The sequence below is a fragment of the Stenotrophomonas sp. STEN022 genome (genome assembly GCF_056760155.1).
Window position 1 is genome coordinate 1 of the sequence record NZ_JBRREG010000070.1, and the last position, 26,924, is coordinate 26,924.

At 60.6% G+C, this 26,924-nt stretch carries 31 protein-coding genes and 1 pseudogene; 5 read left to right on the forward strand and 27 right to left on the reverse strand.

Annotation, left to right across the window (positions count from 1 at the left end):
- Nucleotides 1-183: 183 nt before the first annotated feature.
- A complete protein-coding gene (locus tag ACVOMF_RS14535) occupies nt 184-1,275 on the forward strand; it encodes a helix-turn-helix domain-containing protein (protein WP_481509906.1) in 1,092 nt (363 codons plus the stop codon).
- A gap of 21 nt (nt 1,276-1,296) precedes the next feature.
- Here ACVOMF_RS14535 and ACVOMF_RS14540 read toward each other — a convergent pair whose 3' ends face one another.
- Both ACVOMF_RS14540 and ACVOMF_RS14545 read right to left on the reverse strand, forming a co-directional pair.
- Nucleotides 1,297-1,782, reverse strand: a complete 486-nt coding sequence (locus tag ACVOMF_RS14540) for a YajQ family cyclic di-GMP-binding protein (protein ID WP_282272294.1) — start codon at nt 1,780-1,782, stop codon at nt 1,297-1,299.
- 117 nt (nt 1,783-1,899) lie between these two features.
- Nucleotides 1,900-2,871 (reverse strand): mitochondrial fission ELM1 family protein, encoded by a 972-nt coding sequence (locus ACVOMF_RS14545; RefSeq protein ID WP_481509907.1) that lies wholly within the window; start codon nt 2,869-2,871, stop codon nt 1,900-1,902.
- Nucleotides 2,872-3,002: 131 nt separating this feature from the next.
- Here ACVOMF_RS14545 and ACVOMF_RS14550 point away from each other — a divergent pair, with 131 nt between their 5' ends.
- Both ACVOMF_RS14550 and ACVOMF_RS14555 read left to right on the forward strand, forming a co-directional pair.
- Nucleotides 3,003-3,593, forward strand: coding sequence for a malonic semialdehyde reductase (locus ACVOMF_RS14550; protein ID WP_481509908.1), 591 nt, complete (start codon nt 3,003-3,005; stop codon nt 3,591-3,593).
- 90 nt (nt 3,594-3,683) lie between these two features.
- Nucleotides 3,684-4,394, forward strand: a complete 711-nt coding sequence (locus ACVOMF_RS14555; RefSeq protein ID WP_481509909.1) for a YceI family protein — start codon at nt 3,684-3,686, stop codon at nt 4,392-4,394.
- Nucleotides 4,395-4,670: 276 nt separating this feature from the next.
- On the opposite strand, the gene ACVOMF_RS14560 is transcribed toward ACVOMF_RS14555, so the two are convergent.
- The 3 genes from ACVOMF_RS14560 to ACVOMF_RS14570 form a co-directional block, all read right to left on the reverse strand.
- Entirely contained in the window at nt 4,671-4,958 is a 288-nt protein-coding gene (locus ACVOMF_RS14560) for a hypothetical protein (RefSeq protein WP_481509910.1), read from the reverse strand.
- A gap of 46 nt (nt 4,959-5,004) precedes the next feature.
- On the reverse strand, nt 5,005-5,439 hold the full coding sequence (locus ACVOMF_RS14565; protein WP_481509911.1) for a hypothetical protein: 435 nt from the start codon (nt 5,437-5,439) through the stop codon (nt 5,005-5,007).
- Nucleotides 5,440-5,506: 67 nt separating this feature from the next.
- Nucleotides 5,507-5,746: a hypothetical protein gene (locus ACVOMF_RS14570; RefSeq protein WP_481509912.1), complete on the reverse strand. Its 240-nt coding sequence runs from the start codon at nt 5,744-5,746 to the stop codon at nt 5,507-5,509.
- Nucleotides 5,747-5,845: 99 nt separating this feature from the next.
- Here ACVOMF_RS14570 and ACVOMF_RS14575 point away from each other — a divergent pair, with 99 nt between their 5' ends.
- On the forward strand, nt 5,846-6,742 hold the full coding sequence (locus tag ACVOMF_RS14575) for a LysR substrate-binding domain-containing protein (protein ID WP_481509913.1): 897 nt from the start codon (nt 5,846-5,848) through the stop codon (nt 6,740-6,742).
- Between the two features lie 38 nt (nt 6,743-6,780).
- On the opposite strand, the gene ACVOMF_RS14580 is transcribed toward ACVOMF_RS14575, so the two are convergent.
- The 4 genes from ACVOMF_RS14580 to ACVOMF_RS14595 form a co-directional block, all read right to left on the reverse strand.
- Nucleotides 6,781-7,104: a DUF3325 domain-containing protein gene (locus ACVOMF_RS14580; RefSeq protein ID WP_481509914.1), complete on the reverse strand. Its 324-nt coding sequence runs from the start codon at nt 7,102-7,104 to the stop codon at nt 6,781-6,783.
- A complete protein-coding gene (locus tag ACVOMF_RS14585) occupies nt 7,097-8,758 on the reverse strand; it encodes a PepSY-associated TM helix domain-containing protein (protein ID WP_481509915.1) in 1,662 nt (553 codons plus the stop codon). The genes ACVOMF_RS14580 and ACVOMF_RS14585 overlap by 8 nt, the downstream gene beginning before the upstream one ends.
- A gap of 12 nt (nt 8,759-8,770) precedes the next feature.
- On the reverse strand, nt 8,771-9,085 hold the full coding sequence (locus ACVOMF_RS14590) for an iron uptake protein (protein WP_481509916.1): 315 nt from the start codon (nt 9,083-9,085) through the stop codon (nt 8,771-8,773).
- Nucleotides 9,086-9,315: 230 nt separating this feature from the next.
- Entirely contained in the window at nt 9,316-11,508 is a 2,193-nt protein-coding gene (locus tag ACVOMF_RS14595; RefSeq protein ID WP_481509917.1) for a TonB-dependent siderophore receptor, read from the reverse strand.
- A gap of 285 nt (nt 11,509-11,793) precedes the next feature.
- Here ACVOMF_RS14595 and ACVOMF_RS14600 point away from each other — a divergent pair, with 285 nt between their 5' ends.
- Complete coding sequence (locus tag ACVOMF_RS14600; RefSeq protein WP_481509918.1) at nt 11,794-12,468, forward strand: DUF2306 domain-containing protein; 675 nt, start codon at nt 11,794-11,796, stop codon at nt 12,466-12,468.
- Between the two features lie 51 nt (nt 12,469-12,519).
- On the opposite strand, the gene ACVOMF_RS14605 is transcribed toward ACVOMF_RS14600, so the two are convergent.
- The 18 genes and pseudogenes from ACVOMF_RS14605 to ACVOMF_RS14690 form a co-directional block, all read right to left on the reverse strand.
- Nucleotides 12,520-13,182, reverse strand: a complete 663-nt coding sequence (locus tag ACVOMF_RS14605; protein ID WP_481509919.1) for a Pr6Pr family membrane protein — start codon at nt 13,180-13,182, stop codon at nt 12,520-12,522.
- Nucleotides 13,183-13,397: 215 nt separating this feature from the next.
- Complete coding sequence (locus ACVOMF_RS14610) at nt 13,398-13,730, reverse strand: low molecular weight protein tyrosine phosphatase family protein (protein WP_481509920.1); 333 nt, start codon at nt 13,728-13,730, stop codon at nt 13,398-13,400.
- A 28-nt stretch (nt 13,731-13,758) separates the two neighbouring features.
- The gene (locus ACVOMF_RS14615; RefSeq protein WP_481509921.1) at nt 13,759-14,178 is read right to left on the reverse strand and encodes a hypothetical protein; all 420 of its coding nucleotides are present in this window, start codon (nt 14,176-14,178) and stop codon (nt 13,759-13,761) included.
- Between the two features lie 125 nt (nt 14,179-14,303).
- Nucleotides 14,304-14,687 (reverse strand): YbjQ family protein, encoded by a 384-nt coding sequence (locus ACVOMF_RS14620; RefSeq protein ID WP_481509922.1) that lies wholly within the window; start codon nt 14,685-14,687, stop codon nt 14,304-14,306.
- 122 nt (nt 14,688-14,809) lie between these two features.
- Nucleotides 14,810-15,079, reverse strand: coding sequence for a DUF2798 domain-containing protein (locus ACVOMF_RS14625; RefSeq protein WP_481509923.1), 270 nt, complete (start codon nt 15,077-15,079; stop codon nt 14,810-14,812).
- Nucleotides 15,080-15,281: 202 nt separating this feature from the next.
- Nucleotides 15,282-15,647, reverse strand: coding sequence for a lysozyme inhibitor LprI family protein (locus ACVOMF_RS14630; protein ID WP_481509924.1), 366 nt, complete (start codon nt 15,645-15,647; stop codon nt 15,282-15,284).
- Between the two features lie 97 nt (nt 15,648-15,744).
- Nucleotides 15,745-16,140: a hypothetical protein gene (locus ACVOMF_RS14635; RefSeq protein WP_481509925.1), complete on the reverse strand. Its 396-nt coding sequence runs from the start codon at nt 16,138-16,140 to the stop codon at nt 15,745-15,747.
- 219 nt (nt 16,141-16,359) lie between these two features.
- Nucleotides 16,360-16,866: a GNAT family N-acetyltransferase gene (locus ACVOMF_RS14640; protein ID WP_481509926.1), complete on the reverse strand. Its 507-nt coding sequence runs from the start codon at nt 16,864-16,866 to the stop codon at nt 16,360-16,362.
- 73 nt (nt 16,867-16,939) lie between these two features.
- On the reverse strand, nt 16,940-17,440 hold the full coding sequence (locus tag ACVOMF_RS14645; RefSeq protein WP_481509927.1) for a hypothetical protein: 501 nt from the start codon (nt 17,438-17,440) through the stop codon (nt 16,940-16,942).
- A 262-nt stretch (nt 17,441-17,702) separates the two neighbouring features.
- Entirely contained in the window at nt 17,703-18,080 is a 378-nt protein-coding gene (locus tag ACVOMF_RS14650) for a hypothetical protein (protein WP_481509928.1), read from the reverse strand.
- A 162-nt stretch (nt 18,081-18,242) separates the two neighbouring features.
- Nucleotides 18,243-19,070: a S1 family peptidase gene (locus ACVOMF_RS14655; RefSeq protein WP_481509929.1), complete on the reverse strand. Its 828-nt coding sequence runs from the start codon at nt 19,068-19,070 to the stop codon at nt 18,243-18,245.
- Between the two features lie 315 nt (nt 19,071-19,385).
- Nucleotides 19,386-19,775 carry a hypothetical protein gene (locus ACVOMF_RS14660; RefSeq protein ID WP_481509930.1) on the reverse strand — a complete coding sequence of 130 codons (390 nt, stop codon included), beginning with the start codon at nt 19,773-19,775 and terminating at the stop codon, nt 19,386-19,388.
- Between the two features lie 225 nt (nt 19,776-20,000).
- Nucleotides 20,001-20,417, reverse strand: a complete 417-nt coding sequence (locus tag ACVOMF_RS14665) for an SGNH/GDSL hydrolase family protein (RefSeq protein WP_481509931.1) — start codon at nt 20,415-20,417, stop codon at nt 20,001-20,003.
- A gap of 251 nt (nt 20,418-20,668) precedes the next feature.
- Nucleotides 20,669-21,031, reverse strand: a complete 363-nt coding sequence (locus ACVOMF_RS14670; RefSeq protein ID WP_481509932.1) for a DUF1801 domain-containing protein — start codon at nt 21,029-21,031, stop codon at nt 20,669-20,671.
- A gap of 603 nt (nt 21,032-21,634) precedes the next feature.
- Nucleotides 21,635-22,033: a hypothetical protein gene (locus tag ACVOMF_RS14675; RefSeq protein WP_481509933.1), complete on the reverse strand. Its 399-nt coding sequence runs from the start codon at nt 22,031-22,033 to the stop codon at nt 21,635-21,637.
- A 428-nt stretch (nt 22,034-22,461) separates the two neighbouring features.
- Nucleotides 22,462-23,512, reverse strand: a pseudogene (locus tag ACVOMF_RS14680) (IS5 family transposase).
- A 173-nt stretch (nt 23,513-23,685) separates the two neighbouring features.
- The gene (locus tag ACVOMF_RS14685) at nt 23,686-24,948 is read right to left on the reverse strand and encodes an LOG family protein (RefSeq protein ID WP_481509934.1); all 1,263 of its coding nucleotides are present in this window, start codon (nt 24,946-24,948) and stop codon (nt 23,686-23,688) included.
- 544 nt (nt 24,949-25,492) lie between these two features.
- Nucleotides 25,493-26,029, reverse strand: coding sequence for a hypothetical protein (locus ACVOMF_RS14690; protein WP_481509935.1), 537 nt, complete (start codon nt 26,027-26,029; stop codon nt 25,493-25,495).
- Between the last annotated feature and the right edge of the window lie 895 nt (nt 26,030-26,924).

The window sequence follows — 26,924 nt, forward strand, 5'->3', positions numbered from 1 at the left end:
GGACCGGTACAAACCCCTGCAACAAACCACCCCCGCCGCCGAACAACGCCTCACGGCCACCCCCTTGAAGCCGGTGCCCAAGATCGGTTTATGTAACAACCGGTCGCGGGCAACGTGGCCCCGCGATGGCGATCCAGTCAGCGAACGGGGTGTAGGCTGGGCGCAGTTGTCTGGAGGACGCCCATGGCCGACACACTCGTGCAACAGCAGCAACGTCTTGCAGCGGCGCGACAGCGCTTTGCCGAAGGCGGCAGCCTTCCCGCGCAACTGCTGTCACCCGCACTGCTGCGTTCCTGGGAGCGCTCACGGCAAGCGGGCGTGCGTCCGCAGCAGGCACCGCAATACTCAGCGTTGGCAAGGCGGCAGACGCGTCTGGATGATCCGGCCGATCGCCTGCTGGCACGCTGCGTGCGCCAGGACATGGATGATCTGTGGGCCGCGTTCGGTGGCCGTCGTTGGACGCTGTTCTGCGTCAATCGTGATGGCCTGATCATCGCCCAGCGCGAACATGGCCTGGGCGACGAGGCGATACTGCGGCCTATCCAGGTCGGGCGCCGCGTGCGCGAGATCGAGATCGGTACCACCGCGCCGTCCTGCGCGCTGGCCGAGGACGCGCCGGCGCTGGTGCGCGGCAACGAGCACTATCTTGATGAGTTCTCCGGCGTCTATTGCCTGAGCGTGCCGTTGCACGGCGTCGACGGCGAAGTGCTCGGGGCGCTGGATATCACCGGCATCGGCGAGCGCGACAGCGAACTGCTGCGCTGCCATTTCCGCCAGGCCGCGCTGTCGATCGAGAGCCAGTTGATCCAGCAACAACGCGACTGCCACCTGCTGGCACTGCAGCACGACGCGCGCTGGTTGGGCACGCCGCTGCAAGGCTTGTTGGCGGTGGGCGAGGACGGTAGCTTGCGGGCCGCCAACAGCGTGGCGCGGCGCATCCTTGGCCTGCCCCGTAACGGGCCGTTGTCGCTGCAGACGTTGGATGGCGTATTTGCCGAGGCCAGCGTGCACCAGCGCCGCCGCCTGTTGCAGGCCGGGCCGGTGCACCGGGTGCCGCTGGGTGCGGACAGTGCCCTGCAGGTGCAGTATCTGCGCGGGCCGGTGCGCGCGCGCGTCAGCACGCGTGCGTTGGCGGCGGCGAGCCCGCTGCGTGTGCAGAGTGCGCACGCAGTGCGTGACGCGGTGGCGGCGCATGCAGGTAATCTCAGCGCGGCGGCACGTCAGCTGGGTATTTCGCGCACCACCCTGTACCGCAAGTTGCAGCAGGCCGGTTGAGCCTGCTGCAACGGGTTTACATCAGTCGCGGAAGTTGTCGAACTGCAGCGGCTGTTCGAAGTCGCTCTTCTTCAGCAGCGCCATCACTTCCTGCAGGTCGTCGCGCTTCTTGCCGTTGACGCGCAGCTTGTCACCGTTGATCTGGGTGTCGACCTTGATCTTGGATTCCTTGATCTTGGCGGCGATCTGCTTGGCCAGCTTCTGCTCGATGCCCTGCTTGACCGTCACCTGCTGGCGCGCGCCACCCAGATTGGTCTCGATATCGCCGAACTCCATGCAGCGGAAGTCGATGTTGCGCGCGGCCAGGCGCTGCTTGAGGATGTCGGACATCTGCTTGAGCTGGAAATCGGTAGGCGCGGTGAGCTTGATCAGCTTCTCGCCATCCTGCTCGAAACTTGCCGCCACACCCTTGAAATCGAAGCGGGTGGACAGCTCGCGGTTGGCCTGGTCGATGGCGTTGGTCAGCTCGTGCTTGTCAACTTCGGATACGACGTCAAAGGAAGGCATGGGCCTGCTCCAATCAGAAAACAGCGGCCATTCTAGGCGATTGATGGCGCAGGCATGATGCGGGCAAGGGTTTCTTCCCTGTCTGTGCGTGCTGCCAGGCAGCCATCGCGGCCTTCCTCACAACCCCAGGCGCAGCTTCACCTCAGCCGCAATCCGGGTGGTCTCGCGCAAGGGCTCGATCGCCACATTCAAATCAGTATCCAACGCAACCAAGCCGTCAAGCAGACGGCCACGCTCCCGCAAGGCCTGCTGGAAGCGCGCCATCCGTTCCTGCGCGCGCGTACCCAACAGCACGCCCACCGGTACCCGGGTGGCGCAGGCTTCCGACAGCAGGTTGACCGAGTCCGGCGTACAGACGATCCGGTCTGCCCAGCCCAGCAGCCCGGCGTAGGGATTGGAGCCGTCACCGCCGTCGGCCCAGATCACGCCGGGCACATCGTCGAAGGCACGCAGCAGGGCGGCCGTCACCGCGCGCGGGGTACGCCGCGAGGTGGTGGCCAGCACGCTGCCGCCCTCGGCGCGGATGCGGGCAGCCAGTTGCTGGAACAGCGGCTGGATGTCGTCGTCCTGCCACGGTGCATGATCGGTGGGGCCGCCCACCAGCAAAGCGGTACGTGGCCCTGGCAGCTGCTCGAAGCTGGAGAACGCGGCACGGCCCCAGGCCAGCCACTCATCGCTGACCGGGTTGAGGCTGCCGAGCAGGGTGAGCACGTTGTCCGCGCGCAGGCGGTCGTGCTCGGGCACCACCAGCAGGTCCCAGTGGCGCGGCGGAATACGTGGGTCAAGAATCTGCACGGTGCGGCTGCCGCGTTGGCGTAGCACCCGCAATGCGCCTGCCGCCTGTCGGCCACAGCCAATCGCCAGCCCCGGCGCATTGCCGGCCAGTTGCGCGAACTGCGCGCCAAAGCCCCGCGCAGCACCTGGCAGCAGGCGGGGCGCCAGCCAGCGCCAGGGCGCCTGTGGCTGCAGCTGCAGGCGTTGCTGGCCGCCCAGGCCCAGCGCAGACGCCAACGCCACCGCCTGGCGCACATTGCCGGCGCGGCCGTCGGTGATCGTCCATGGGAGCGTCGATCGTTTCGCGTATGGCATTAATTCGTTTCAAAAAGGCTGGGTGTTGCAACTGCCACAGGGCTCTACACTGCGAACTCTGATCGGCGTGTCATTGTCCCGGGCTGACCGGTGCAATGTCACGACCGTAGCCAATTCATCACGGAGTTTCCATGTCCGACATCTTCAACGATGCCGCGCTTGACCAGCTGTTCCGCACCGCCCGCACCCAGAACACGTTCCAGGACCGTCCGGTCGAGGACAGCCAGCTGCGCGCCCTGTATGACTTGCTGAAGTGGGCACCCACCTCCGCCAACGCCAGCCCGGCGCGCTTCGTCTTCGTCAAATCGGCCGAAGCCAAGCAGAAGCTGGCACCGGCGCTGTCCGAGGGCAACCTGGCCAAGACCCTGGCTGCCCCGGTCACGGCGATCATTGGTTTTGACCTGGATTTCCACGAGAAGCTGCCGTACCTGTTCCCCCACACCGACGCCAAGGCCTGGTTTGACGGCCCGCGCGAAAGCCGCCACGAGGCTGCATTCCGCAACGGCAGCCTGCAGGGTGCCTATCTGATCCTGGCCGCGCGCGCGCTGGGCCTGGATGCCGGCCCGATGTCGGGTTTCGACCCGGCCAAGGTGGATGAAGCGTTTTTCGCCGGCACCGCCATCAAGTCCAATTTCCTCGTCAATCTGGGCTATGGCGACCCGTCCGGCATCTTCCCGCGGCTGCCGCGGCTTTCCTTCGACGAAGCCGCGCGCATTGCCTGATTGCTGAAGTGTTCCACGCGGCGTCCGTCACACCGGCTGACGCCGTGCTTGTTGAAAATCATCCCGTCTATCACCTCCAAGGAGAGATCCATGTCCGCTATGACCAAGTTGCTGCTCCCGCTGGCCCTGGCCGCTGCCATCACCGCCTGCTCCAAGCCGGCCGACACCGCTGCCCCGGCTGCCGCCCCGGCCGAAACTGCCGCTGCGCCGGCTGAAGCCGCTGCTGCTGCGCCGGCTGCCCCGGAAGCTGCTGCGATCCAGATCGCCGCTGGTACCTACAAGCTCGACCCGACCCACACCGACGTGCTGGTGCAGTGGAGCCACATGGGCTTCTCCAACCCGAGCGCGCACTTCGGTAACGCGGACGGCACCCTGGTGTACGACGCCGCTGACGTCGGCAAGTCCAGCGTGGAAGTGACCCTGCCGCTGTCCGGCTTGAACAGCTTCACCGCCAAGTTCGACGAGCACCTGCGCAGCGCCGATTTCTTCGATGCCGCCAAGTTCCCGACCGCTACCTTCAAGAGCACCAAGGTGGAAGCAGCCGGCACCAACAAGCTGACCGTGACCGGCGACCTGACCGTCAAGGGCATCACCAAGCCGGTGGTGCTGGACGTGACCGTCAACGGTGCCGGTGAGCACCCGATGGCCAAGGTGCCGTCGGTTGGCTTCGACGCCACCACCACCATCAAGCGCAGCGATTTCGGCGTGGGCGCCTACGCCCCGGCTGTCAGCGACGACGTCAAGGTCCGCATCACCACCGAAGCCTCGATCCCGAAGGCCGAGGAAGCTGCCGCCAAGTAATCGCGCCAGCGGTTTCTTCGCAGCACGCAGCAAACGCAAAGGCCCGCCATTGGCGGGCCTTTGTCGTTAAGCCCTGAAGCCCCCCTCCCTCCGGGAGAGGGGTTGGGGGTGAGGGTAGGCGAAAGCGCGTCATGCAAGCCGCAAGCAGCAACCTGACTTCCTGGCCTTTGTAGGAGCGGTGTAAGCCGCGAAGCAGATACATCGTCAGCTGGCAAATATGCTGATGGCTTCAATACCGTCAGCTTCGCGGCTTACGCCGCTCCCACAAACGAGCATTCAACCAATCCGCGTAGACATCCCTGCGAGCCGCACATGCCCCACCAACTGCCGCAGATAGCCGCCTGCGGCGCACAGCAGCGCATCACAAACCGGCTTCAACGCGCGCCGGCCCCAGCGCTGGTGGAAATGCCGCGCATACGGCAGCAGCACATTCGAAACAATCACCATCAGCTGTGCGGAGAACAGCGCGAGCAGCACGTCCAGCCCCAATGCATCCAGCACAGGCACCAAGGTGGCTAGTTCCGGGTTGGAGACGATGCACAGGATCACGACGGTGGTAAGCAAAGCGGTTGCTCGGGTACACCAGTTGCGGCTTTTCATTGGCGCTTTATCAAGGGAACTTGAAAACAATACGTTTCAATATGGAGAGGCGGTCCGCTAGCTGCTGCTCTGTGTCCGCTATCAACCAGATGTGAGCGACATAGTCCGACTTTCGATCAAGCATCAGTAGCGTTTGGCGAGATAGATCCGATGCCGAGGTGGCGGCATCTCGCCGGTACCAGGTGACACGACGGGCAGCAACTTCGCCGTCTCCGATGGGAGTTGCGAGCTCTGGTTTGAAGCTTGGATGATTGCCGAGGTAGATGCCAAAGGCCGTCTGAGTGGAACCATTCGTGTGGGCTCTGCAGATATCAAAATCAATCCCCTCGCTGTAGGTCCACTCAAGTCCAGAGCCGATCGGTAGCACCGGACACTGATCGACCGAGCGCGCAAGAACTTGCGGCGCTGCAAGCAGCAGAAAGCTGAGTAACCAGAAGCGTTCCATGTGCTCACCAACCCATGAGTGACCAGATGCATCACCTGAACCATAGCAAGCATCGGGAGCGCCATCATCATTCACATGTCTGGAAACTTGGGTTGTACGTGCTGGTTGAGCTAAGAGCTTTCCTATGTTGTTGGGCAAGAGCCTCGTTTCCGGCTTGTTCCGTGCCTGGCTCGTCCGACAGCAGTTTGCCTGCGCCAACCGCCGTCTCTTCAATGGGTAGAACCGTGTCTTCCCCGGCCAATTGCCTGGCCAGCTCGACATTGGCGATATGCCCATGCATGAACAGCAGATCGGTATAAACACTCATTTCCCTGCTCCATGTTGAGAGTGGGTTGAGGTTAGTTCCGGGCTATAGTCCGGAAAAGCGAGCATCCTTCAAGCGAGTAATGAGGAAAATTCAAGTCAAATGTCCAGGCCGCCACTCCAGTTCCTGCAGGGTTTCGTGCTGGCCGCGCGCATGGGCAACATGTCGCGTGCCGCCGAGGCGATGAACGTCACCGTCAGTGCCTTGAGCCATCAGATGCGCCAATTGGAGCAGCGGCTCGGCTATCCGCTGCTGCTGCGGCAGGCACGCGGCGTGGCACCGACGCAGGAAGGGCGACGCCTGCTCGACCAGATTGGCCCGCATCTGGATGCGATCAACGAGGTGTTCCGTCCGTTCCAGGCGCGGCGCGATTGTGTGTTGTCCATCAGCGCGGTGCCGACGATGGCATCGGCATGGTTGGTGCCGCGTTTGGGTCGTTTCGTGGCGGCGCATCCGCAGATCGAGATCAACCTGCAGTCCAACCAACTGCTGATCGATTTCGAACGACAACTGCAGTTCGATGGGGCGATGCGCATCGGCGATGGCCGTTGGCCGGGCGTGATCGCCGAGCCCCTGATCGATGAATGGCTGGTGCCGATGGCCAGCCCCGCGTTGGTTGAACGCATGGGCGGCCTCGGTGCGAAACCATTGTCGGAGTGGCCGCTCCTGGGTGACCCGGATGGGGAATGGGATCGCTGGTTCGCCTTGACCGGGGCGGAAGCGCCCAAGCGCTACGTTGCGATCTTCGACGACTCCGAATCGCACCATCGAGCGGCATTGGAAGGCGTAGGCGTTGCGCTCGGGCGGGTGACGCGCGCGCAGCTGCTGTTGCAGTCGGGCCAGTTGTTGTTGCTGTCCGATCAACGACTCAAGACAGCATGGTCACACTGGCTGGTCTATCCGGAGCGCTCGACCAGTCATCGCGGTTTCCAAGCGTTCCGCGAATGGCTGCATGCGGAAGCCGCTGCGTACCGCGAGCGCATCGGCGAGCAGCGCTGAGCCTGGCAGTCAGCAGGCATTGCCTGCTGACTACGTTGTTACTTGATCCAGAGCGCAAACACGCGCAAGCGCTGCGGTCGCGAAGACAGCGTAAACGCCACCAACATCGCCGCAGCGCTCAACGCCATCACCCAGACCAGCACCGCCATCGTGGCGTGATCCACCGCCAGGCACAGCGCCAGTGCAACGCAGGCGCTGAAGCTGCCGAGGATGCGCAGCAAGCGCAGGGTGGCCGGCGATGGCAGGCGCGGCCACACCTGCAGTGCATGTACCTGCATCGACAGTGCCAGCCATGCCATGCCGGCAAGGCTGCTAAGCAGTGCGGCGGCCAGCATCAGGTTGGCGGATAGCGACTCATGCATGGGCGTTCTCCCGGGGTGCGGCCTGTTTGGCATGCGCGCGCTGGCCGAGCTTGCGGGCGGCGATCATGGCCACGCACGCACTGCCGAGCAGGAACAGATCGATACCCGCCACCGGCCAATAGCCGCGCGCCAGCGTGCGCAGCAGATGGTCGCCGGTGGTGATCCAGTTCAAGGCCACCGCGGCAACCGCCATCACCGCGATGGCCCAGGTCTGTTCGCGCCATGCCGGGTTGGCCAGGCCGCGTGCCACCGGCGTACCACGCACACCTGCGTGCACCAGTGCCAATGCCCAGACCGCCCAGAACGCATAGCGTTCCCAGTCGCCGCGGCCGGGCAGGGCTTCGGGCAGCAGGCGGTTGGCAATCAGGATGCCGAGCGTAGCCAGCAACATGCCGGTCACCGTGGTCACCGCAAGCGCGTCGACGATGCGTGCGCCTTGGCTACCTTGTTGCGCGTGCTGGCGCTTGCGCTTCTCGACAAAGAAGATGAAGCCGGTGGCGATGCACACTGCACTGGCAAGGCCGCCGAACACGTACAGCCAACGCAGCAGCCAATGGCGGAAGTGCTGCAGGTGCAGGCCGGTGAGGAACTCGGCCATGCGGGCAACCGGGGTGGCGGCTGGATCTTCGCGGATCAGCTTTCCGTCGGAGGATTTGAAGTGGATGCCATCGCCTACCAATGCGATGCGGTCGGTGCCGGCGCGGTAGACGCTGACGTAGCCGTTGGCATCGCCAACATGCTGCAGCACCAGGAAACCGACATCGCCGGCCTTGTCATTGGCCTGCCAACGCTGCTGTGCCTGCGCGACCATCGCATCCACCGAAGCCAGCCCAGCGGCAACGCCTGCGCGTTGATGCGGCAGGCCGGTTTCCTGCGCTTCCATCCGCTCGTGCAGGTCGTGCAGATCATGCAGTTGGGTGTGACCGACCGGAAAGTAATAGGTGCCGGCAAAGATCAGCAGGCCGGTCAGTGCGAAGAAGAAGTGGAACGGCAGCGCCACCACGCCGGTGAGGTTGTGCAGGTCCAGCACGCTGCGCAGCCTGGCCTTGCCGGGGCGGAAAGTGAAGAATTCGCGGAAGATCTTCCGGTGCATCACCACGCCGCTGATCAACGCGGCCAGCATCACCAGTGCGGAGAAGCCGACGATCCAGATGCCCAGGTTCTTCCAGTCCAGGGTCAGGCCGTAGTGCAGCGGAAAAAAGAAGCCGCTGCCGATCTTCAAGTGATCGTCGGGCAGCACACTGCCATCGCGCGGATCGATGGTGGTATAGGCCCAGATCAGTTCTTCCGGGTCCTTGGCGTTGGGTACCTGATAGCCCGCATACAGGGCCAGCACCGGATCTCGGTGGGTGGTGTAGGCACTCCAGCTGGCGACCTTGTCGAAGTGCGTGGGCATCGGCCCGTTGACACGCGGGCGCATCGCATCGATGGCCTCCTTGGTCGGCTGCATGCGCTCGAAGGCAGGCCGCAGGATTTTCTCGAAGGACGGCATCGGTTGCGCTTCGATGCGGGTGGCGGGAATCGCCCAACGATCGATTTCGCGGTCGAAGACGGAGAGCGCGCCAAAGAAGAACGCCGCCATCAGCACGAAACCCAGCACCAGGCCGAACCAGGTGTGCAGCCACGCCATTGCTTGCCGGAAACTATTGAACATGGACTTCTCCGGTCATGCGAGCAGGGATTGGACCAGCGATGCAGCGCCCGCCATCAATAGTCCGCCGCCGAACAATACGACCCAGACGCGCAGCAGGCGCTGGGCCGCGATGCTCCACAGGAACACCGTCACGTAGGCGAGCAGACCGATGAAAGCACCGAGAAACTCTGCATCGTGGAAGTCGAGCTTGGCCGCGAACAACAGGCAGGTCGCCAGCGCCACCGTGCCCCAGGCAAAGACGTAGCCGCCGAACATTGCGGCCAGCACCCGCAGCACGACCTGACGTCGCGAGCGGGAAGTAGCAGTGATGGTGGTTGCTTGGGACATGGTGGCGGTGACGTCTCGGGGATCGGTTCGGGTGAAGCTTCATATGAAGCCCCTCTCCCTGCGGGAGAGGGGTTGGGGTGAGGGTTGGGGTCGGCAGCGAAGTGCTACCCCTCCCCCATCCCTTCGGGGCACCCGCTCCCGCAAGGGGAGAGGGGTGGAGCCAAAAAACCAAAAACCAAAAACCAAAAACCAAAAACCAAAAACCAAAACTGCTTCGCTATCCGCCGTCCTCAGAACCGCCAGTCAAAACTCAGCTGGTAGTTCCGCGGTGCACCGTAGTAACCAATCTGGTACAGGCTGTTGATGTACTTCTGGTCGGTGAGGTTGTTGATGTTGGCGCGTATCGTTGCGTTGGGCAGCACGTCCCAGGCGACGAAGGCGTTGAGCACGGCATAGCTGCCCTGGCGCACCACCATGTTGGTGTAGCTTTCCTTGGTGGAGGTAGCGCTCTGCCAACGGCCACCCAGGCCGAACGACAGTGCTTCATGGTTCGGCAGGCGAGAGGTCAACATCAGGTTGGCGGTGCGGCGCGGCACCCAGGTATAGGTGCTGCCGCCGTCCTGGTTGCTCATCTTCAGCTGGGTGTAGCCGAACACCAGGTTGGTGTTGTCGCTGAGCTTGCCGGTGGCTTCGAACTCCACGCCCTTGGATTCCACGTCCACGCCGTAATACCAGTAGTTGGCGGTGGCGAAGTCATAGCCGCCATAGGTGGACAGGTTCTCCTGCTTGGCCTTGAACAGCGCCAGCGTGGTCAGCAGGTGGCGGTCCAGCCATTCGGCCTTGAGGCCGACTTCGTAGTTCACGCCCTTGGTCGGGTCTAGGTAGACATGCTTGATGTCGTACTGGTCCTGCGGCTGGTAGATGTCGGAGTAGCTGACATAGCCAAGCACGCTGTCATTGAAGTCCCAGGTCAGGCCAGCATAGGGACTGATATGGTCTTCGGTCTGGTTGAAGGCAACGCCGTTGTTGCCGTCGCGGTGGTACTCAGCCCAGTTGAAGCCGATCACCGACTTCAGGCGATCGGTGAAGCTCAGCCGGGTCGCACCATAGCCGCGCTTCAGGCGCTGGTTGGTCCAGTTGGATCTGGTGCGCGGGCCCCATTTCGGCTCGGCAATGGCGTTGCCTGCGTAGGGGAAGGCGGGCAATGCGCCAAACGAAGGATCGCTGCTATCCACCGGGTGGTCCCAGGTGGTCTCTTCGCTCTTGGCGATGCTGAAGCCGAACACGGCTTCCTGCTCGCGGCCGAACAACTGGAAGCGACCATTCAAGGTGATATCGCCCAGGTGCGAGCTGCCCTGGTCGATGCCCTTGTACGACCAGCCAACCAGGCCTTCGCCGGTCAGCGGATTCAGCCCGGTAGTGGTGTAGGCGAAGAACAACTGGTCGTCACTGCCGGTCTTGCGGTAGTTGTACGACGCCTTGACCTGCCAGTCCGCGCCCAGTTGGTGGCTGTACTCGGCGAAGGCGGTTTCGGTCTTGGTATCCCAATAAGTCCAGTCCTGGGTGGTGGAGGCGCTGCGCCGCCATGAAGCCTGCGTGCCGTCGGCGTTGACGAAGGTCAGCGCGCCCCACATGTTCTGGTCGCTATTGGCTTTCTGCCACGAATAACCCACGGTCAGCGTGCCGTTGTCGCCAATCTGGCCATCGACCACGCCGTAGAAGAAATTGCGGTCGGTATTGAAGCCGCGCAGGTAGGAGTCGGCGTCTTCATGCGCAGCTGCCACACGGCCGGCCCAACGGCCATCCTCGGTGAAGGGCGTGGAATAGTCGATCTCGACGCGGCGCTTGCCCCACGAGCCGACGCTGACGCCCAACTGGCCCTTGGCCTCGTTGGTGGGGCGCTTGCGCACGTAGTTGATGGTGCCCGAGGCGTTGCCCACGCCGGTGAGCAGGCCATTGGCGCCGCGGATGACCTCGAGCTTCTCGTAGCCGAAGGCATCCATCGCGCCGGTGACGATGCCCCAGTCATTGGGCAGCCCAACGCCGTCGATCTGGGTGTTCTTGATGTCGAAGCCGCGCGCCACGTAGTTGGTGCGGTTGGTTTCCCACTCCTCCACCTGGATGCCGGTGGCCAGGCGCAGCGCGTCGTTGATGTTGTCGATGCCGAACTGCTGCATCTGCTCGCCACTGACCAGGCTGATCGACTGCGGGGTTTCCTTGATATCCAGATCGAGGTTGGTGGCACCGTTGCTGACCCGGTTGGCGCGCTGCGACACCACGCGCACCGTATCCAACTGGGTGGCGGTGTCATTTTCCGTGCCGGAGGCAGCAACAGGAGCGCTCTGTGGCGCTGCCAGAGCGGTGCCGCAGCTGCTGGCCAAGGCCAGGCAGATGGCTGCCTTCAGACGATTGCCGGCGCTGCGGAACGGGAACGATGAACCGGCGGCGTAAGCCGGGCGGGTGAGGGGGCGACTGGGGTGCATGAGCGAGCCTGAACGTATTTAGATAACGGATTGACCACGGGCGGGGCGGTCCCGCTTCCGTTGCGGGTGGTAACTGCGCTCAGGCGGGCGGCGATGTAAGTGAGAAATTAAATGCGAATGATTCGCAATTTGCAACCATTCGGGCGGTTAGCTTCCTACGAAGAACCGCGTCGGCTGGCGTGGCGAGCCGGTGTACGCCGACAACTCCGAGCCCTAATGGAGGCCGATCCTCCCCGCTGTGGCTGGTCCTTGTATGCTCTGGCCGACGCCCGAGCCGAGGTGAAGATGTCCAACGCGCTTCATGCCCATGTTGAACGTCGTGGTCTCATGCAACGCTTCGCCTGGGCACTGCTCTGGCTGGCCTTGGTGGCGCTGAGCCTGCATTTCCTGCTCGCCATCCATGGTCAATACCGGCACGTGGATCCCGAGCACTACACCATGTACTGGTCGCGCCGCGGCTGGTTGTGGGTGCATATAACCGGTGGTGTGCTGGGCATCGTGCTCGGCCCGCTGCAGTTCCTTACCCGCTGGCCGCGTGCCTGGCCGCGCCTGCATCGCTGGTTGGGGCGCAGCTATATCAGCGGCATGTTGCTGGCCTGTGCAGCAGCGGTGGGCTTGATCGCCACCTCGCCGGCGCCTGCCTCGATCACCACCGCGTTTGCGGGTACTGCACTGGCCTGGTTGCTGACGGCCTTGGTGGCAATGATCAGCATCCGCCGTGGCAAGGTTGCACGGCATCGCCGCTGGATGACGCGCGCCTATCTGGTCACGCTGGCACCGGTGATATTCCGGCTGTTGTTGCCGGCGTGGATAGCGAGCGGGCGTGCGCCCAGCCCGGATGCCATCGCACTGCTGTTGTGGAGCAGCTGGGTGTTGCCCTTGCTGTTGCATGGCGCACTATCGAGCGCGTGGACGCGGTGGCGGGGAAGAGTGCCGTCGATGGCAGCTCCGGCGGGGTGATGCTTCTCGTTGTCGGCGACAGGCACTGCGGCTGGTGGGCTGACGGGCGATTCAAGGCTCAGCGGGCGAGCGGGCAGCGCCACGTAGTACCGGAATGAAGCGCACCGCCATGCCAACCATCAGGAAGACCACCAGCATCGCCGCCGAGTTCGCCAGTACCTTGGCAAAACCAAGCTCGGCGACATCGATGAAGTAATACGGATACATGCCGGTCAGCTCGCCGCGGATCAGCGCGTAGATGAAGTAGCCGACCGGATAGATGCACCATGCCAGCGGCGCGAGCGCGCCAAGTCGGGTACGCGGCGCAAACACCACCCAATAGGCAAGCGCGCAGAGCGGCACTGCGTAATGCAGCAGGTAGTCGGCAAGCAACTGCAAGCCCTGCGGGCTCCAGGCATTGCGCAGCAGCACGTGGTAGCCCGCACCAACCATGACTATCGAGGTGATCGCACAACCCAGGACCTCGGGCTTGGCGAAGAACCGGCCAGGAAGTGTGGCTCCGGCAACCAGCGGCAAGGTCGCTGAAAGCGCGACGAACAGATTGGTAAGCACCGTGAAATAAGCGAGGAAGGCGAGCGTGCCATGGATGACGCCACGGCCGTTGGAAAACGCCAGTTCGATGGACAGGTAGAGCTGCAGCAGCAGCGCTGACCATGCGACGACTGCCAGTGCTGCCAGCATCGTTCTGTCGAGCGGGTGAGGCTTGGTCTGCATCTGCTCTCCGATGGAGTTCAACTGCCCAGGTAGGCAGAGTAGCGCAGTACGTGTATTCAGCCCGCAAGCAAGCTGGCTCGGCGGTCAGCAGCTGCTGAAAGCCCCTCTCCCTGTGCGGGAGAGGGGTTGGGGAGAGGGCGACGCAAGCACCACTGGGGCCGTGGGCAGGAAAGCTCCGAAGCTGATGCTCCTTCTTGGCCAAGCCGTAGTGCCACTCACCCCGCTGGCAGGAACCGTGTCACCTTCTGCTTGAGCAGCTGCACCAGTATCGGGTCCATATAGTCGTAGTCATCCGGTATATCCAGGCAGATGACCCGCTTGCCATCCAGGTGCGCACGGAACTTCTTCGACAGCTTGTTGCGATGGGCTTTTTCCATCACGAAGATCAGGTCCGCCCAAGCCAGCAGCTCTGGTGACACCGGCGTATTGGCATCATTTCCCAGTCCGGCTGATTGCGTTTCAATACCCGGCCAGTTGGCGAAGACCTGCTCTCCGGTGGGACTGCGCAGGCGGTTCTGGGTACAGATGAAAAGGACGTTGCGTGGCATGACGGCTCTACCAGGATGCAGCGCCTGATCAGGCGCGAGTTATGGATGATGCGGCATCGATGCGGCGGCGCAGGAGCATTGCAGTGAACGCGGCAACAGCCAGCAGCGGCCAGCCGAAAAATAGTGCCCTGAAAAGCAGCGAACCGTTCACCATTCCCATCAGCGTCAAAGAAACCAAGCTGCCACAGCCGAAACCGATCCAGATAAGGGTCTTGTTGAAGGTCAGCAGGCCAGTGCCAAGCACGAAATAGGCACGCCACAATGCGACGATGCCGAGCCAGCCGCCGCTCAGGCAGGCCAATACCAGCGCGACGCTGCCCAGGTGTTGCTGGCGCTGGATCGACTCCAGCGCGAACATCAGGCCCAACGCGCTATAGAACAATGCCACCAGCGTACTCGGTACGATCACCACGAAGCCAATCAGCTGGGCCAGCAATTTCGTTCGCATGTGATCCTTCACGGTGGAGAGCGGACTGCGCCGCAGATGGTTTCAAAGCGAGATTGGCAGCATGTGGTCGACGCAACCGCCGCAGGCATGCCCTGGGCCTGCACGGAGTCCAGGGGGATCAGCGGTCAGCGGTTATCCGCTTCCACCACCACCGCAGTTCCGTAGCAGAGCACTTCGGTGAGCCCGGTCATCAACTCGGTGGCGTCATAGCGCACGCCGATGATTGCGTTGGCGCCAAGCTGGCGGGCATGGGTGACCATGTCGCGGTAGGTTTCATCGCGGGCCTGTTCGCACAGCTCCGTGTAGATGGTGATGTTGCCGCCGAAGATGGTCTGCAAACCGCCGAGGAAATTGCCAACGATGGAACGCGATCGCACGGTGATGCCGCGGACCAGGCCCAGGTTGCGCACGGCGCGGTAGCCCGGCAGCTCCAGTGCAGTGGTGATCATCGCATCGTTGAGCAGGGCGGGTGCCGTGCGGCTGGAGGAGGTGTTGTAAGGGTCGGTCATGGTGGGTGCCGGTGAGGTGCATCAGGAATTCGAGTATGCGTGCATTCCAGCGCCTGGCACCATCGCCCACGGCGCGGGGCAAGAGAGAGCCGGCCCGCACGGCGGGCCGGGAGTTTGGATTGTCAGGCCGACCGTACCAATGCCGCAGTCGCCTTGCGTACCACTGGCAACAGCAATAACAGGATGGGGAAGGCGACCAGCCACGAGATGCCCCAGGCAGCGAGCCATTTGGAGCCGAGCAACGGCGACATGCCGATGCTCTTCAAGGTACTGATCAGGGAGACGACGCAGGTCATCAGGATCGACAGCAGCAAGGGCATGACCAAGGCGCCGTAGCGCAAGGGAAGCTTGGGAATGCCAAATGCGATGGTGGTTTTGTCTGTAGCGTTCACAGTGATCTCCTGGATCCGGTCAAGCAATGGCGCCTATCACCCATGGACGGGTGAACAGCCCCGGCAATGCCGGAGTTGATGGGCGCGTTGGTTGACGTGAACGCTTACGGCCATCGCGTGAGCCGCGAGGACGCGCAGATGGTAGGAGCTGGGTGTGTTTCTGGCAAGCGCTTCCAGGTTGCCGCCGAAGAGGCATCGCGCTTCATTGCCCGACCAACTCGCGCAGCTCAATGACCCGGTCGATGTTGAGCTGCATCGGGCAGAACGAATACATCGGCGAGCCGACATAGGAGCCCGCGAGCTCGCAGTGCAGGTCCCGGTACACCAGCCAGGCCTTTTGGGCGCGCTCGAGCCTTGCTGCATCGTTCGCGTTCTTTACAAGCAATTTGCTGTAGAAGGCACTGTAGAGGCGTGTCATCTCCGCTTTTGCATGCTCCGAGGTCACCGACGAGCAGGCCTCCACCGTGCCGTTGTTGATGCCACCGGCCCTGGCCAGGCAGTCGTTATAGGCCTGCTGGTGGTCCAGCGGCGTGGCGGCAACGGGCCACGCCAAGCCTGCAAGCAACAACAGGGAAACTACATTGGGTCGCATCGTGCAGTGCCTGTGCTGTGGCAGCCGCAGCTGCCGTGGTGATCGTCTTCGCGGTTTTCCAGGGGCAGTCGGCTCAGCGCCGCGTGAGCTCCTGCCCGTCGACCGTCATCTTCCAGCGGCCTTCCACTTGATGCGGGGGAGCCGACACCACGAAGCGGGTGGTTACCGGCCCAACCCCGACGATGAAGTCATCGCCTTCGTAGGCCTTGATCGGTGCATCCAGTGACTTGCTGGTCGATGGGCTGGGTTTGTGCTTGTAGGCAACACGTCCGCTTGCGTCGATGAACAGAAAGGTGGTGTTCGATTCCCAGGTGCCGACATAGTCCTGTTTGTCTGCAGGCACGGGTTTGCCGCAGGCGGCCAGCAGGCAGGTGAACAGCAAACCAAGCAGGGCAATGCGGCTGTGGCGCAGCAAGGTTTGCGGTTGCATCGCGCTACGAGCGACGGTGTGTGAGCTGGCGCCTCGCATTCTGGAGTCCTTTCTGTGAGCGGGTGTGACGGATCAGCTGGATTGCGGCTGATCGGGTGATTGAAACGGGCATCACTCTGCCAACGAATGCCCAGGGCAGCAAGGTATCGCAGTCTGGGTTTTCTTGGCGGCTTCCACGCGGATGGAACTCGCCAACGGCGGCGAAAACGGCTTGATCTGCTAACTTTTCATCCTGGCGCAGCCGCTTTCAGTTGAGCCTTACTCCGTTGCCGAGAACGAGGCGTGATAAGCGACCGCCCCCTGTGGCATCGCCCCGCCGAATGAAAGTACCTGGAAGTACTCGGCGGGTACGCCGGGAAGCGTGATTGCTGCGTTCGCTTCGAAACCAAACCGCGCGTAGTAAGCCGGCTCGCCCAGCACCACGCAGCCGGCAGCGCCAAGCGCACGAAGCCGGTTGAGCGTTTCCTCGATCAGTTGCGTGCCGATGCCTTGACCTTGCAACGGCGGCACGACCGACACCGGTCCGAGCCCATACCAGCCGATATCGGCGTCATCGATGGTTACCGGCGAGGCGGCAACGTGACCAACGACTGCGCCGGACTGCTCCGCAACCAGGGAGACAGCAAGCTGCCCGGAGCGGCGCAATGCAGCCACGATGAACTGTTCGGTGTGACTGCTGTGCTCAGCGTTGGCGAAGGCGGCGACGGTCACCGCGTCGATGGCTGCGATGTCGGTGGGTGTTTCCTGGCGGATCTGGATATTCATGGGATCAGGGTGTGGCGTCTACAGGGGGTGACTCGGATGCGGAAGCATATCGGTTTGGCTGCACGAGCCACGGTTACTTGCAGCCAAGGGTAACGATGGGTTCAAGGTAGGCAGGGAGTGTGCCGCCGGTATCCATGGCTACAAGCGCATCAAAGCGGGGGATACGTGCGGCCGGATCGGTGGCCAGCAACGCCTTGTAGGCCTTCAGCATGCTGCGCATGCCAGCGAGTTGCGACGGTTGCAGCGCGCCCTTCTGTGATGGATTGGCGATCTGGAAGGCGGCGCTGCCGAAGATGAACTGCGCCAACAATTCTGGACCATTCGGGATGCCATTGGCGGGTACCGGCGCCATTACATCCGGGCAGACGTAGTCCACCACGTCCTTGGTGCTGTCTTCCCATTCAAGCAACAAAGCGCGGATGCTGGTCGCCTCTGGGTGTCGTGGCTGCGCTTCCAGCAAGGCGGTCAGGCCCACAACCTGGGAGCTGTCGACTTTCAGTGCGTTGTCGTCCTTGGCGGCACTGCCCAAAGGGAGAAGCAGCGAGAGCGCGAGCACCTGCCTGGGGAATCGCATTGCACTGCCTCCTGGAGCGACAACGGCTTGTTGCTGCCGACAGAACCCGGAATGCCCGGTGAGGGGCGGCGAAGCGAGCCCGGTAATCATTGAACGTGGTGGGGAGCTGTTCAATCATTTTTTCAGGGCGAGCGAAGCCAGCTTCGCGTATCTGCTGTGCAGACAACGTGCTTTTGTCGGCGCCAACCGCTGCAAGCAGGTACTGCTGTTGGCAGCAGCTCGTCTACCGTCCCCAGATGCGGGTGGTTGTCGTCATACGCTGCTATCTGCAGGCGGCGCTGACCTGCTGGTCCATGCTGGCGCGCATATCGGCCGTCGCCTGTGACCCCGCCGCGGCCAGCGCGGCGGTGCGCATTGCCCTGGCACCATCACAGCTCTCGTTGGCTGCGGTGGTCGTATAGCGGACCTGGGCACGCCGTTGGCCAGGTCCGACCGGAGCAGTGGATAGCGCCTGCGTGGGGTTGGAAGTTGAAGGCGATGCATAGCGGCGCAGGGAAGTTTCTCCCTCGCGGCACGGAATGGACTGGTACGTGGTTGCACCTTCCGGGCTGCTGCACTTGTACACGGCTTGGGCATGCGCCGTGGGCAGGGTGAACCAAAGCGTGGCGGATGTGAGCAGAGCGAGACAGACCGATTTCATTGACGCTCCATACGGCAAGCTGAATAGGGGGCGACGATTATGTCCGGTTGCGGAAAGCGAATCTGGAACCACTCCGCCTTTTTGGAAAGGTGGAGCGGACGAATCAGTGCATTCCAGCTGCTCGGCGGGCTAGGACGCATTCGCGGGGGACTCGGGGCAGGCTCAATCAGCGGCTGAAGGCCGCGCCGAGATCACGTTGTCGATCCAATCAGCGTAGTGGCTGATGCGGACGTTGCAGGCGACCTGGCCATAGCGTCCGGGCCGTGCGGTCAGCACGTTGCCCTGCACAACCTTCCAGGAGCCCAACCCGGCGAGCAACCACTGCTCCCCGCTCTGTATCAACGCAGGGCCGCCGCTGTCGCCGTTTCCGAGCACGCCTTCCAGTGGCAAGGCCGAAGGTGGTGCGTCGAACACGTAGCAGAGCCAGCGGTCATACGCGCTGCTTGCTTTGTTGAAGGCCATGCGAAGTTCGGTGCGGTTGGGGCCGCTGGGGTCGTGCCCGATGTCACCGGTGCCGGTAGCCCCCTTGCCGACCAGCATGATGATCTGACCAGCCTCATCGTCGTGCCGGTAGCGTGCCACCGGCGCCACGTCGGTCACCGGCTGGCGTAGCTTGATCAGTGCGATGTCATCCGATGATGCCAGAAACACCACGATCAACATGGCTTCGCCGCTAGCCGTGGCCTGGTCGATAAGCGTCTGCGGCAGCGTCCTGTAACCCGGGTGGATGATGACGCGCTCAACCTCACGGGGCAGCCCGTTGATGACGACCTGCTTGAGCTCGGCATGCTGCGGGAGCGTATGCGCGGCAGTCACCGCCCACTGCGGTGCAATCAAGCTGCCGTGCCCCTCGCCGGGCATGTCAACCAGAGCGGGAAATTCGCTGGCCGGAATCCGATACTTCGCGTCATCGGCATCATGCCGGATGACGATGGCGTCAGCAGGTGAGGACACCGCGAGAACAAGTGCGAGCAGCAGGAGTCGTTTCATGCGTAGGTTCTGATCAGTTTCAAGCAGGGAGTTCGGCAGGGACGACGGAGCGCGGCTGTGTAAGGCCTTTGCCACGCGTGCTCCATCAGGTACGCCCGGATCTCATCTAGGCGCCCATGGCGCAAAGGATGGCAAGTCCGAGTGGCAGATAGCCCACGCGTGTGCCTTGCGCAAGCAGGGCACCTGCCATCAGCAGTGCCGATCCGGCGGCGATGGCGAGTTGCTGCGAAGTGAGGCGATTGAAGTGTTGCAATCGATAGCTCCCTGGTGGGGCGGTTTGCAAGGGCGCTTTCATCCCGAAAGGCTGTTGGAGGGTTACCAAGGGCGCGAAGGCTTCATGGCCGGTGAGCGATTCCTGAACTTTGTACAGGCGACGATCAAAACAAGCACGAAGCAAACGAGGAATGGAGGGAGGTAAATTCCCGTGCCGGGTGTTCCAATGCCCATGACCGACAGGTGGAGGTCAGCGAGAGCATCCATTCTCATGTTCGTGATAAAGATAATGAACCCAGTGATGCTGGGAAGCGGAATTCCGCCGTGGCCAGCTACGAAGAATGTTGGAGCGAAAGACGCGATCAGTGCCGATAACACGACACGGTAGAGAATCGGCCAGTTGGCGAAACGAGCTCGAAGTTTGAACAGAGCAATGCTTGCAAGTAGCACCACGAAAGTCAGAAAGACTGGAAGAGCAAGAAATTCAAACATTCAATATACCGGGGGTGGTAAAGGTAATGCCGCTGTTCACGAACCAAGTTGGAGCGGGCGGTGAGTGACTTCAGGATGTTTCGATGCCGAATGGTATCTCGAAGATACCCCGCGTGAAGCTGGAGGTTCCGATAGCACCTGGTCGAAGTGCCCTTGTCTGCGGGGCCATCTCTTTGGAAGTCAGGGTTCAGGTTGACGGCGCGGTCCCAGATCGAGAGCCACTGCTCATATCTGCTTACTTTGGAAATGCCCCTGTTGACCACCGTGCGCAAGAACCGCATCTGCGACGATCTTGCCGATCAGCGCATTGCCGGTCGCATTGAAACGCAACCCGTCGGGAAGCAACAGATTCCTCGGACTGGAAGACGATAGGCGCTTATGGAGGTCGTTGATGTGGAATCCGAATTCAAGCGCCAGCGCCACCGAAGCACGGTTGTACTCGATGAGATCGGTTAGGTATCGCTTCGAGAGCTTGCTGCTGTTGTGCAAGGTCTCATCGATGGGTGTGCTTGTCGCCCATATGACGATTGGGGCGGTAGACGCCAAGTAGCTGAAGATCGATTCAAGGTTGGCCGCATACTCATGGATGGAGCATGTTGGGGCGATCCACGCCCGGGTCAAACCGGATGTCGTGAAGTCCACAATTGATGTGCACGATTTCTGCTGTCGTTGGCGCTACCCAATCAACGATTTCCAAAGCCACCTTGCGGGACGATTCGCAATTGATCGACGGTCCCCATAGTTGAACGTTGCTTGGCAGATTGCCGCGAACGGACGACTGGGAGCTCAGTCGGATCAAGTCGCCTATGAGCGTGACTTGCATGTTGGATGGGTCCGAGAGGCTTGGCTGTTGCGCAGCCGCCGATGGATGTCGGCAGGCCATTGCGGAATCTTCAGGAGCCACCGTTCGCAGCTTTCAGCGCCAATAAAAGGTAGTTGGCCAAACTCTTTGCCTTGATGTCTGTTGCCGAGCGCAGCTTTATGTGTCTTCGACCCTTGCCGTTGCCTTCAAGGTAGCCGAGGGTGTCGGGAATTTTTGCGCCACTGCCGTACTCAACTGAGACATGCTGCTTGTAGGCAAAGACACCGCAAAACTGCACCCCAGAAGTGAAAAGTATGCCGCCGTACTTCACCTCCTCCGATACGGACGGAACAGTCTCTCCAACCAGCGCACGCACAGATTCGACCAACGCGTACTGCTCATCGCCGAGCAGACGAATGTCATCCAGAAGTGCTTGAACGGTCTTTGTGGCCATGCGTTGATGCCTGATACCTGGATTATGCCGAGTCGCGATGCTGCGTAGGTTTGGTTGAATGTACAAGCCGTCCAGCTGATGGCGAGATGAACGATGACCTTGCCTGGGTAGACATCAACGCATCCATCGCAGTTGCCTAAGAACAGAAAGCGGTTGCCGCTAGTGGCTTCAAAGATACCGTCGTCTGTCTCAGCGTACTGGGCTGGTGGCGGGACACGTGCAACTTGGTCAGAACTGAGATTGACCTGCTGCATCAGTTTGGCGGCATCCTCTGCGGAGACCAATTGATGGTCACTTGGAGCGCCGTAGGCCCAGCCACTGTAGCCGTTGTGGACATAGTATTACGACATGTTTCACCTGCGTCCTGATGCTTGGATTGGGCCGGTCCGAGAAGCGCCTTTGGCTTGAATGACCTGTTAAGTGCTAGCTGTAGGAGTCCCCGTACAAGTCCTGTTTGGAGAGTGCACTCGCGACGCGTAGAGGTTGCCCCAACGCGAAGTACTCTTGGCTGGAGTCGGCCTTTCTCGTAAGTGACCGTGAGAACACGGGTGAATCCGCCTCATCTCGTTACCGAACCCGAGGCCAACGGGCTTGCCTAAGCCCTCATTCAACCCTTCGTTGTTTGAGCAGCTTGTTGATTTCGTTTACAGCGTTCTGCTCCTCAATCTGAAAGGCGTTCGGCTCGATTGTGCTTCTTAGTGATTGGTAGCCAATGAAGAGAGCAGCGGCTCCCATGATGATTGCGGCGAAATCCGTCTTTCCGTTGATGGTCACCCATACCGCCGCTGCAATGGCCAAAATCAGGGTGAGTGCGTACTGCGGTTTCAATTGCTTGACCTTCCGTGCCTGCTCAAGCCGGATGTTCTCCTGTCTAAAGGGGCGCTCCTGCAACAGCACATCGTTGCTGCAGTGAATCAGAAGCTTGTGTTCGCTATGGGAGTTATCTGTGACATTGAAGTCGCCCTGGATATTGATATCCCCGTCATTGTTGAAATCGCGCAACGCTTACCCCCCGCACAAGAAATTCATCATTAGCAGCCCGCTGCGTTGTGTTGACGAGGTCTAGCTGAACAGCTAGCGCACACAACGCAAGGGGTTCGGATTGAAAGAGAAGAAAAGGAGAATTCTCCTCTGACGGCATGGCCATTCGGTCCTCGATGGCCATGGTTGTGCAGAAAGCCAATCAACACGAAGGACAATGCCCTCGCGGGTAATATAACCATAGGATTCGATCTGGCGAAAGTAGCTTTCTAGACCTGTACTGCCGGATGCTGTTGGGAGGATAGTCCAGCGCTGTGACCTCAATCGCGACGTGCTCAACCAACGGTTGTTGCAGATTCCAGCAGGGACTGGGTGTGATCATGGAGGCCTGCAGAGGCGCGTAAAGGGAGGTGTGAACAGACAGTTCGTCCCCATTGTTTAGCAGCGACTTAACCAACGCAGCTGGCAGCCAACAATAAATTGGCAAATTTTATGCCGAGCATTGCGTCACAGGGGGAGTATCCCGTCGTGCAGGCGCAACAGCCCCCCTTCTTTGTTGGCAACTGCTGCCGTGCCATCCACAAGTTCGACGGCGCAAACAGCGTAAGCAGCCGCACTGTAGCTCTTCACCATGCCGCGAAATCGCACCTTGATGTAGCCAAATTTGAGTTTCAACAGCCGGAACGGTGTTTGACTTTGGCTCGTACATTTTCCTTGAAGTGTTTCCAGCGCCGCGCGTGCTTCTGGCCGCACTTGGTCTTGATCAAGCGCAGCTTGGACGGCATATCCGCGACTAAGAAGGCTGCCTTGTTGTCCTGCAGATTCATTCTATTCTCTGCGCCGGTGTAGCCACTGTCGTCGTAGACCTCTTGTTCGCGGCCATCCAACAGGTGTTGTAGGCAACCCCGTTGGCTGCAGTGCAATGCGCGTGGTGGGCGAGCCAAGACTGCTTGTCGACGCCGATATGCGCTCTCATCCCGAGAACCAGTTGTTGCCCTTCTTAGCCTGATGCATTTCTGGCTGACGCTGGCCGTCGCCACTCTTGGTGGGCGACGGCGCGTTTATGATCGTTGTATCGAACAAGGTGACGGCACGCTGGCTCGTGCCTTACCGCGCAAAGTGTCTGTTGATCTACTTGAGCGATTCTGCCGCAAGTTGGTGCTTGTCCAGCAGGCGCTGGAAGTTGAGGATGGAAGTCTCATCTGGAATCTCTTCCACCCCGCCAAACTGCGTGAACTGATGCATCACAGGCGTATCGCATAGCGCCTCTTCCATCGCGGGATCGCTTACTGCATGCCACCGCTGCAGCAAGCGGATGCGTAGCATGCTTTCAAGCCGATACGGTTGCCGGCCTGGGCCACCTGTCTTCGGGGGTTGCGGTTCGATTGACGCCAACAGCGCTTTCCATGGCACAACCTGCTCCATCTCGGAGAGGAAGATATCGCGCCGTGTGCGCTTGCGTCGGCCTTGCTGATCGGCGTCGCCAAAGGTCAGTTTCATGGGTGGATCGGACTCTCGAATCGTTGGCTGCAGTTTGACAGGATGCGACGGAGTTGTTCAGACCTTCCCTAATGTTCGGGCCAAGCTCGTTCTGCGAAGCAGTGCCTTCTTCAGTGGCGTGTTGAGCCGATAGAATCTTTCGTGCTTGTTCGTTCTACCAAGTTTAGCGCCACTCATTGCACTGGCGGATTGCTAATGAATTCGACGATTTCATCAACGCTGTCAGTGAGCTTGAGAAGGTGACCAAAGCCTTTTTCGGAGCCGAGCTGTTGCAAAAGGGGCCAGACAGGTTTGTCCTTGGGACTGACCTGCCCGAAATCGCTGCGATTCCAGTAGCGGGAGCCCAAGAGAACCATGGGGGCAGGCGCTCCATAGACCCTGTAGTAATTCTGTGTAGCGTCCTGAAAAATCTCCTGAACGGTTCCAGCGTTGCCCTCGGCAATGATTAGGCCGTGTTCAGCAACAGCTAGCAATCCCTCCTCACGAAGGCTGTTCTCGAAGTACTTCGCAATGTGACTGGCGAAAGGATTAGGTGGTTCGTGACCATAGAACCAAGTTGGAATTCCTACGCTTTCAGTCTGCGAGTTGGTTGTGATCCGGGGGTATCTTTCCATCACCTCAAACGCTGGGCTCAACCATTCGCCGCTGTTCCAGCGGTGGCTTCCAGGTGAGATTGGCTCGACTTTGCGTACTCGTTCCAACATTCGAACTGCGGTCCGGAGGTCCTCCTCAGAATAACTCGCAAACCACGCACCGAGATTGGCGGCCTCCATCGCACCGGGACCGCCTCCGGTAATCACCGTGAAGTCCGCTCGGGAAAGTTCTCTCGCCAGCAGGGCTACTTGCATGTATGGAGAGTCGTCACCCGTCGAATTGCCTGCAAAATCGCGTGCTAGTTCCTGGCGTGCCATATCATGCCCACCCATGATGGACACTGCCTTCTTCCACGTGCTGCGGTCGGCCGGGTTTGGTTTCAAATATTCTTCGAGTGCATCTTCCATATGAAGGTCATGCAGTCGAAACAAAATTGTATCAATTACCCCTAGATCGGTGCGCTTGCGCTTAGTTTGTTCATCCATGGCCGCGGCATAGCACTTCCAATCCTTTGTTTGTCGGTATGTGTTGGGATCGTCGCGTTGATATGTATTCAGCAGATCGATGGTGGAGTAGAGGTGACCACGGAAGGGTTCGAATGTAAGCCCTGTTTTCGGCTGGATGACAAACGCGCCGGCCGCTGTAGCATATGCTGCGAAAGGCATACTCATCGTGCAGCCAAGAAAGGCTGAAGAAGCGACTAGGTGTTCCGACTGAAGCCGGGCATCAAGGCTTGATTCGGAAAGATCCAGTCCCTGCAATACCACATCTGCCCAGTCTCGTGCAGCATCGCCCAAGAAAAGTTCAAGTTCTTCGATGGATTCGATTTCCTGCTTTGCCATTGCTAGCTCTCCTGGTCGCGTGGAAATTCAGCGTGATGTCTGAACTATGCGTCATCGCTAAGCTGCGTCGCTGTTGACGAAGAAGAAGAAGACTTGCCCCCGACGGCATCGCTGTTTGTGGCAGGGACCATGACTGGTTCGAAACTCAATCAGCGTGAAATGAGTCTCTTATAGCACTATAGCCATAGGCACCGATCTGACGAGAGTGATCTTCTCAATCTGTGAGCTGCGGACCACCGGGCGGAAGGTCCAGTGATGGGATCTCAAACGTGAAGCCTTAAGTCACTGGCGGGTCCCGGTATGGGTGATAGTGCTGATGTCGGAGCATGGCGTTGTCTGCAGCGTGGCTCTTCAAGCAGGTCCGCGGAAGGCAAGTTGCCAAGAATGGTCATGATGATGCCGGGACCATCGTCACAGCCGTGGGACGAGGTGGTATGCGGCTCGTGCTAGTCAAAGCCTAAGGAAGGTCTGAGCTGTTTGTTCAGACCTTCCGTAACGGGTACTGAGCCCCCGGGCTTAACTTCCGAGCGAGGCACGTGCCATGCTATTTCTTCACTTCCCCTTTTTTTTGGAGACCCTTCATGCCAAGTGCAAGCTGTTCGCTGAAGGTCTGGACATGTGGTTTGTAGGTTTCTACGCCAGCGGGGGTGATCGGCTGGCCCTTGATCACCAACGTCAACATAGCTACTCGTAGATCACGCTTGGCTTTCTTGTTCGCGTCCCCGGCGACCTTATAGCGATTGATGAGCGCCTCCGGGGAATAGACATAGATGCCGTCTAGCTCTACACAATAGTTCTTCACCTGGAAGTCAAATTGTTCCGTAGACAATGGTGCAAGGCTCACATCCATGACGCCGTATTTCCCTACGAACGTAGACACAATTGACGTAAGGGCCGCGCCCTCGATATCGTGCGGAAAGATATCTTCCTTAATCGACTCAAAGTATTCCCAATCATGCGCCCCATGCCAGGTAGTCATGTGATTGCTGATATGCCACCACGCGGCCCCCCCTCCGGCCATGTACCATCTCAGCGCTCCGCCGGCGAGATGGTCGATGGCGGCTTTCAGTTTATTGCTCATTGATGTTTCCTCTTAGAGAAGACAAGTTCGACTTCGCTGGGCACATCGATGTACTGTCTCCAATAGCGAGACTGGTCGCCCCGGTCAATCCTTGTCAGGGGTATCACGATAGTCCGACCTAACTCCGGAATTAAGCCGAACCGCGAAGCGGGTTTGGCTTGAATAAACTGTTGGGCGGCTGTGGTCGCTAACCGAATCCCTGACCAACGCTGCCCTGCTTATGTAACCTGATGCGAGCCGATCATGCCACAGCTTGCAGGATGGAGGTTGTCCAGGGAACTTTGCCAAGCGTTGCCGCCGAGGTGCGATCAAGTGATTGCGTTTGGGCATTGATGCGTAGGGCGAAGTGGCGAACGTGCAGATGCGGGTAGCAGTAGGAACTTTTACCCGGATTCGACCGGTGAATTTCTGATGCTGCTGCCGAAGTAAGAACGGCAAGCCAACCGAACTCACCGTCGCTTAACCCCGGAATTGAGCCGACCCGTGCAGCGGGTTCGGCTTGAACGAACTGTTAGGTCGCGGCGCATGGAGGTGCAACTGCCGCCAAAACATCCGTGCCACAGTTTGCGCAACAGAACCTAGGCCTGCCAATAGTGTTGTAAGCAACTCCGTCGACAGCCAGACGGCAACGAACGCAATGAAATTTCTCTACAGACCGTTTGGCCGGGCGCCGGAACATGTCTAACTCCTTGTTCGTCAAGCTCAACGACCCACCATCGAAGCTTGTGGTCGTACTGCGCGATGCCATGCCTGACCCACCCCCAGAAAACTGGTGCAGGCTAAAGTAGAGAATTCGGCAGCATTGGGCCCCGTGACAAACGAGGATTCAGGCATGAAGAAGTCGCGTTTCACCGAGGAGCAAATTGCCTACGCGCTGAAGCAGGCGGAGCTGGGA

Bases quoted from the DNA above. Each gene is read 5' to 3' on its own strand.
- ACVOMF_RS14535 (WP_481509906.1), top strand. From the start codon at position 184: ATGGCCGACACACTCGTGCAACAGCAGCAACGTCTTGCAGCGGCGCGA.
- ACVOMF_RS14540 (WP_282272294.1), bottom strand. From the start codon at position 1,782: ATGCCTTCCTTTGACGTCGTATCCGAAGTTGACAAGCACGAGCTGACC.
- ACVOMF_RS14545 (WP_481509907.1), bottom strand. From the start codon at position 2,871: ATGCCATACGCGAAACGATCGACGCTCCCATGGACGATCACCGACGGC.
- ACVOMF_RS14550 (WP_481509908.1), top strand. From the start codon at position 3,003: ATGTCCGACATCTTCAACGATGCCGCGCTTGACCAGCTGTTCCGCACC.
- ACVOMF_RS14555 (WP_481509909.1), top strand. From the start codon at position 3,684: ATGTCCGCTATGACCAAGTTGCTGCTCCCGCTGGCCCTGGCCGCTGCC.
- ACVOMF_RS14565 (WP_481509911.1), bottom strand. From the start codon at position 5,439: ATGGAACGCTTCTGGTTACTCAGCTTTCTGCTGCTTGCAGCGCCGCAA.
- ACVOMF_RS14570 (WP_481509912.1), bottom strand. From the start codon at position 5,746: ATGAGTGTTTATACCGATCTGCTGTTCATGCATGGGCATATCGCCAAT.
- ACVOMF_RS14575 (WP_481509913.1), top strand. From the start codon at position 5,846: ATGTCCAGGCCGCCACTCCAGTTCCTGCAGGGTTTCGTGCTGGCCGCG.
- ACVOMF_RS14580 (WP_481509914.1), bottom strand. From the start codon at position 7,104: ATGCATGAGTCGCTATCCGCCAACCTGATGCTGGCCGCCGCACTGCTT.
- ACVOMF_RS14585 (WP_481509915.1), bottom strand. From the start codon at position 8,758: ATGTTCAATAGTTTCCGGCAAGCAATGGCGTGGCTGCACACCTGGTTC.
- ACVOMF_RS14590 (WP_481509916.1), bottom strand. From the start codon at position 9,085: ATGTCCCAAGCAACCACCATCACTGCTACTTCCCGCTCGCGACGTCAG.
- ACVOMF_RS14595 (WP_481509917.1), bottom strand. From the start codon at position 11,508: ATGCACCCCAGTCGCCCCCTCACCCGCCCGGCTTACGCCGCCGGTTCA.
- ACVOMF_RS14600 (WP_481509918.1), top strand. From the start codon at position 11,794: ATGTCCAACGCGCTTCATGCCCATGTTGAACGTCGTGGTCTCATGCAA.
- ACVOMF_RS14605 (WP_481509919.1), bottom strand. From the start codon at position 13,182: ATGCAGACCAAGCCTCACCCGCTCGACAGAACGATGCTGGCAGCACTG.
- ACVOMF_RS14610 (WP_481509920.1), bottom strand. From the start codon at position 13,730: ATGCCACGCAACGTCCTTTTCATCTGTACCCAGAACCGCCTGCGCAGT.
- ACVOMF_RS14615 (WP_481509921.1), bottom strand. From the start codon at position 14,178: ATGCGAACGAAATTGCTGGCCCAGCTGATTGGCTTCGTGGTGATCGTA.
- ACVOMF_RS14620 (WP_481509922.1), bottom strand. From the start codon at position 14,687: ATGACCGACCCTTACAACACCTCCTCCAGCCGCACGGCACCCGCCCTG.
- ACVOMF_RS14635 (WP_481509925.1), bottom strand. From the start codon at position 16,140: ATGCGAGGCGCCAGCTCACACACCGTCGCTCGTAGCGCGATGCAACCG.
- ACVOMF_RS14640 (WP_481509926.1), bottom strand. From the start codon at position 16,866: ATGAATATCCAGATCCGCCAGGAAACACCCACCGACATCGCAGCCATC.
- ACVOMF_RS14645 (WP_481509927.1), bottom strand. From the start codon at position 17,440: ATGCGATTCCCCAGGCAGGTGCTCGCGCTCTCGCTGCTTCTCCCTTTG.
- ACVOMF_RS14650 (WP_481509928.1), bottom strand. From the start codon at position 18,080: ATGAAATCGGTCTGTCTCGCTCTGCTCACATCCGCCACGCTTTGGTTC.
- ACVOMF_RS14655 (WP_481509929.1), bottom strand. From the start codon at position 19,070: ATGAAACGACTCCTGCTGCTCGCACTTGTTCTCGCGGTGTCCTCACCT.
- ACVOMF_RS14660 (WP_481509930.1), bottom strand. From the start codon at position 19,775: ATGTTTGAATTTCTTGCTCTTCCAGTCTTTCTGACTTTCGTGGTGCTA.
- ACVOMF_RS14670 (WP_481509932.1), bottom strand. From the start codon at position 21,031: ATGGCCACAAAGACCGTTCAAGCACTTCTGGATGACATTCGTCTGCTC.
- ACVOMF_RS14685 (WP_481509934.1), bottom strand. From the start codon at position 24,948: ATGGCAAAGCAGGAAATCGAATCCATCGAAGAACTTGAACTTTTCTTG.
- ACVOMF_RS14690 (WP_481509935.1), bottom strand. From the start codon at position 26,029: ATGAGCAATAAACTGAAAGCCGCCATCGACCATCTCGCCGGCGGAGCG.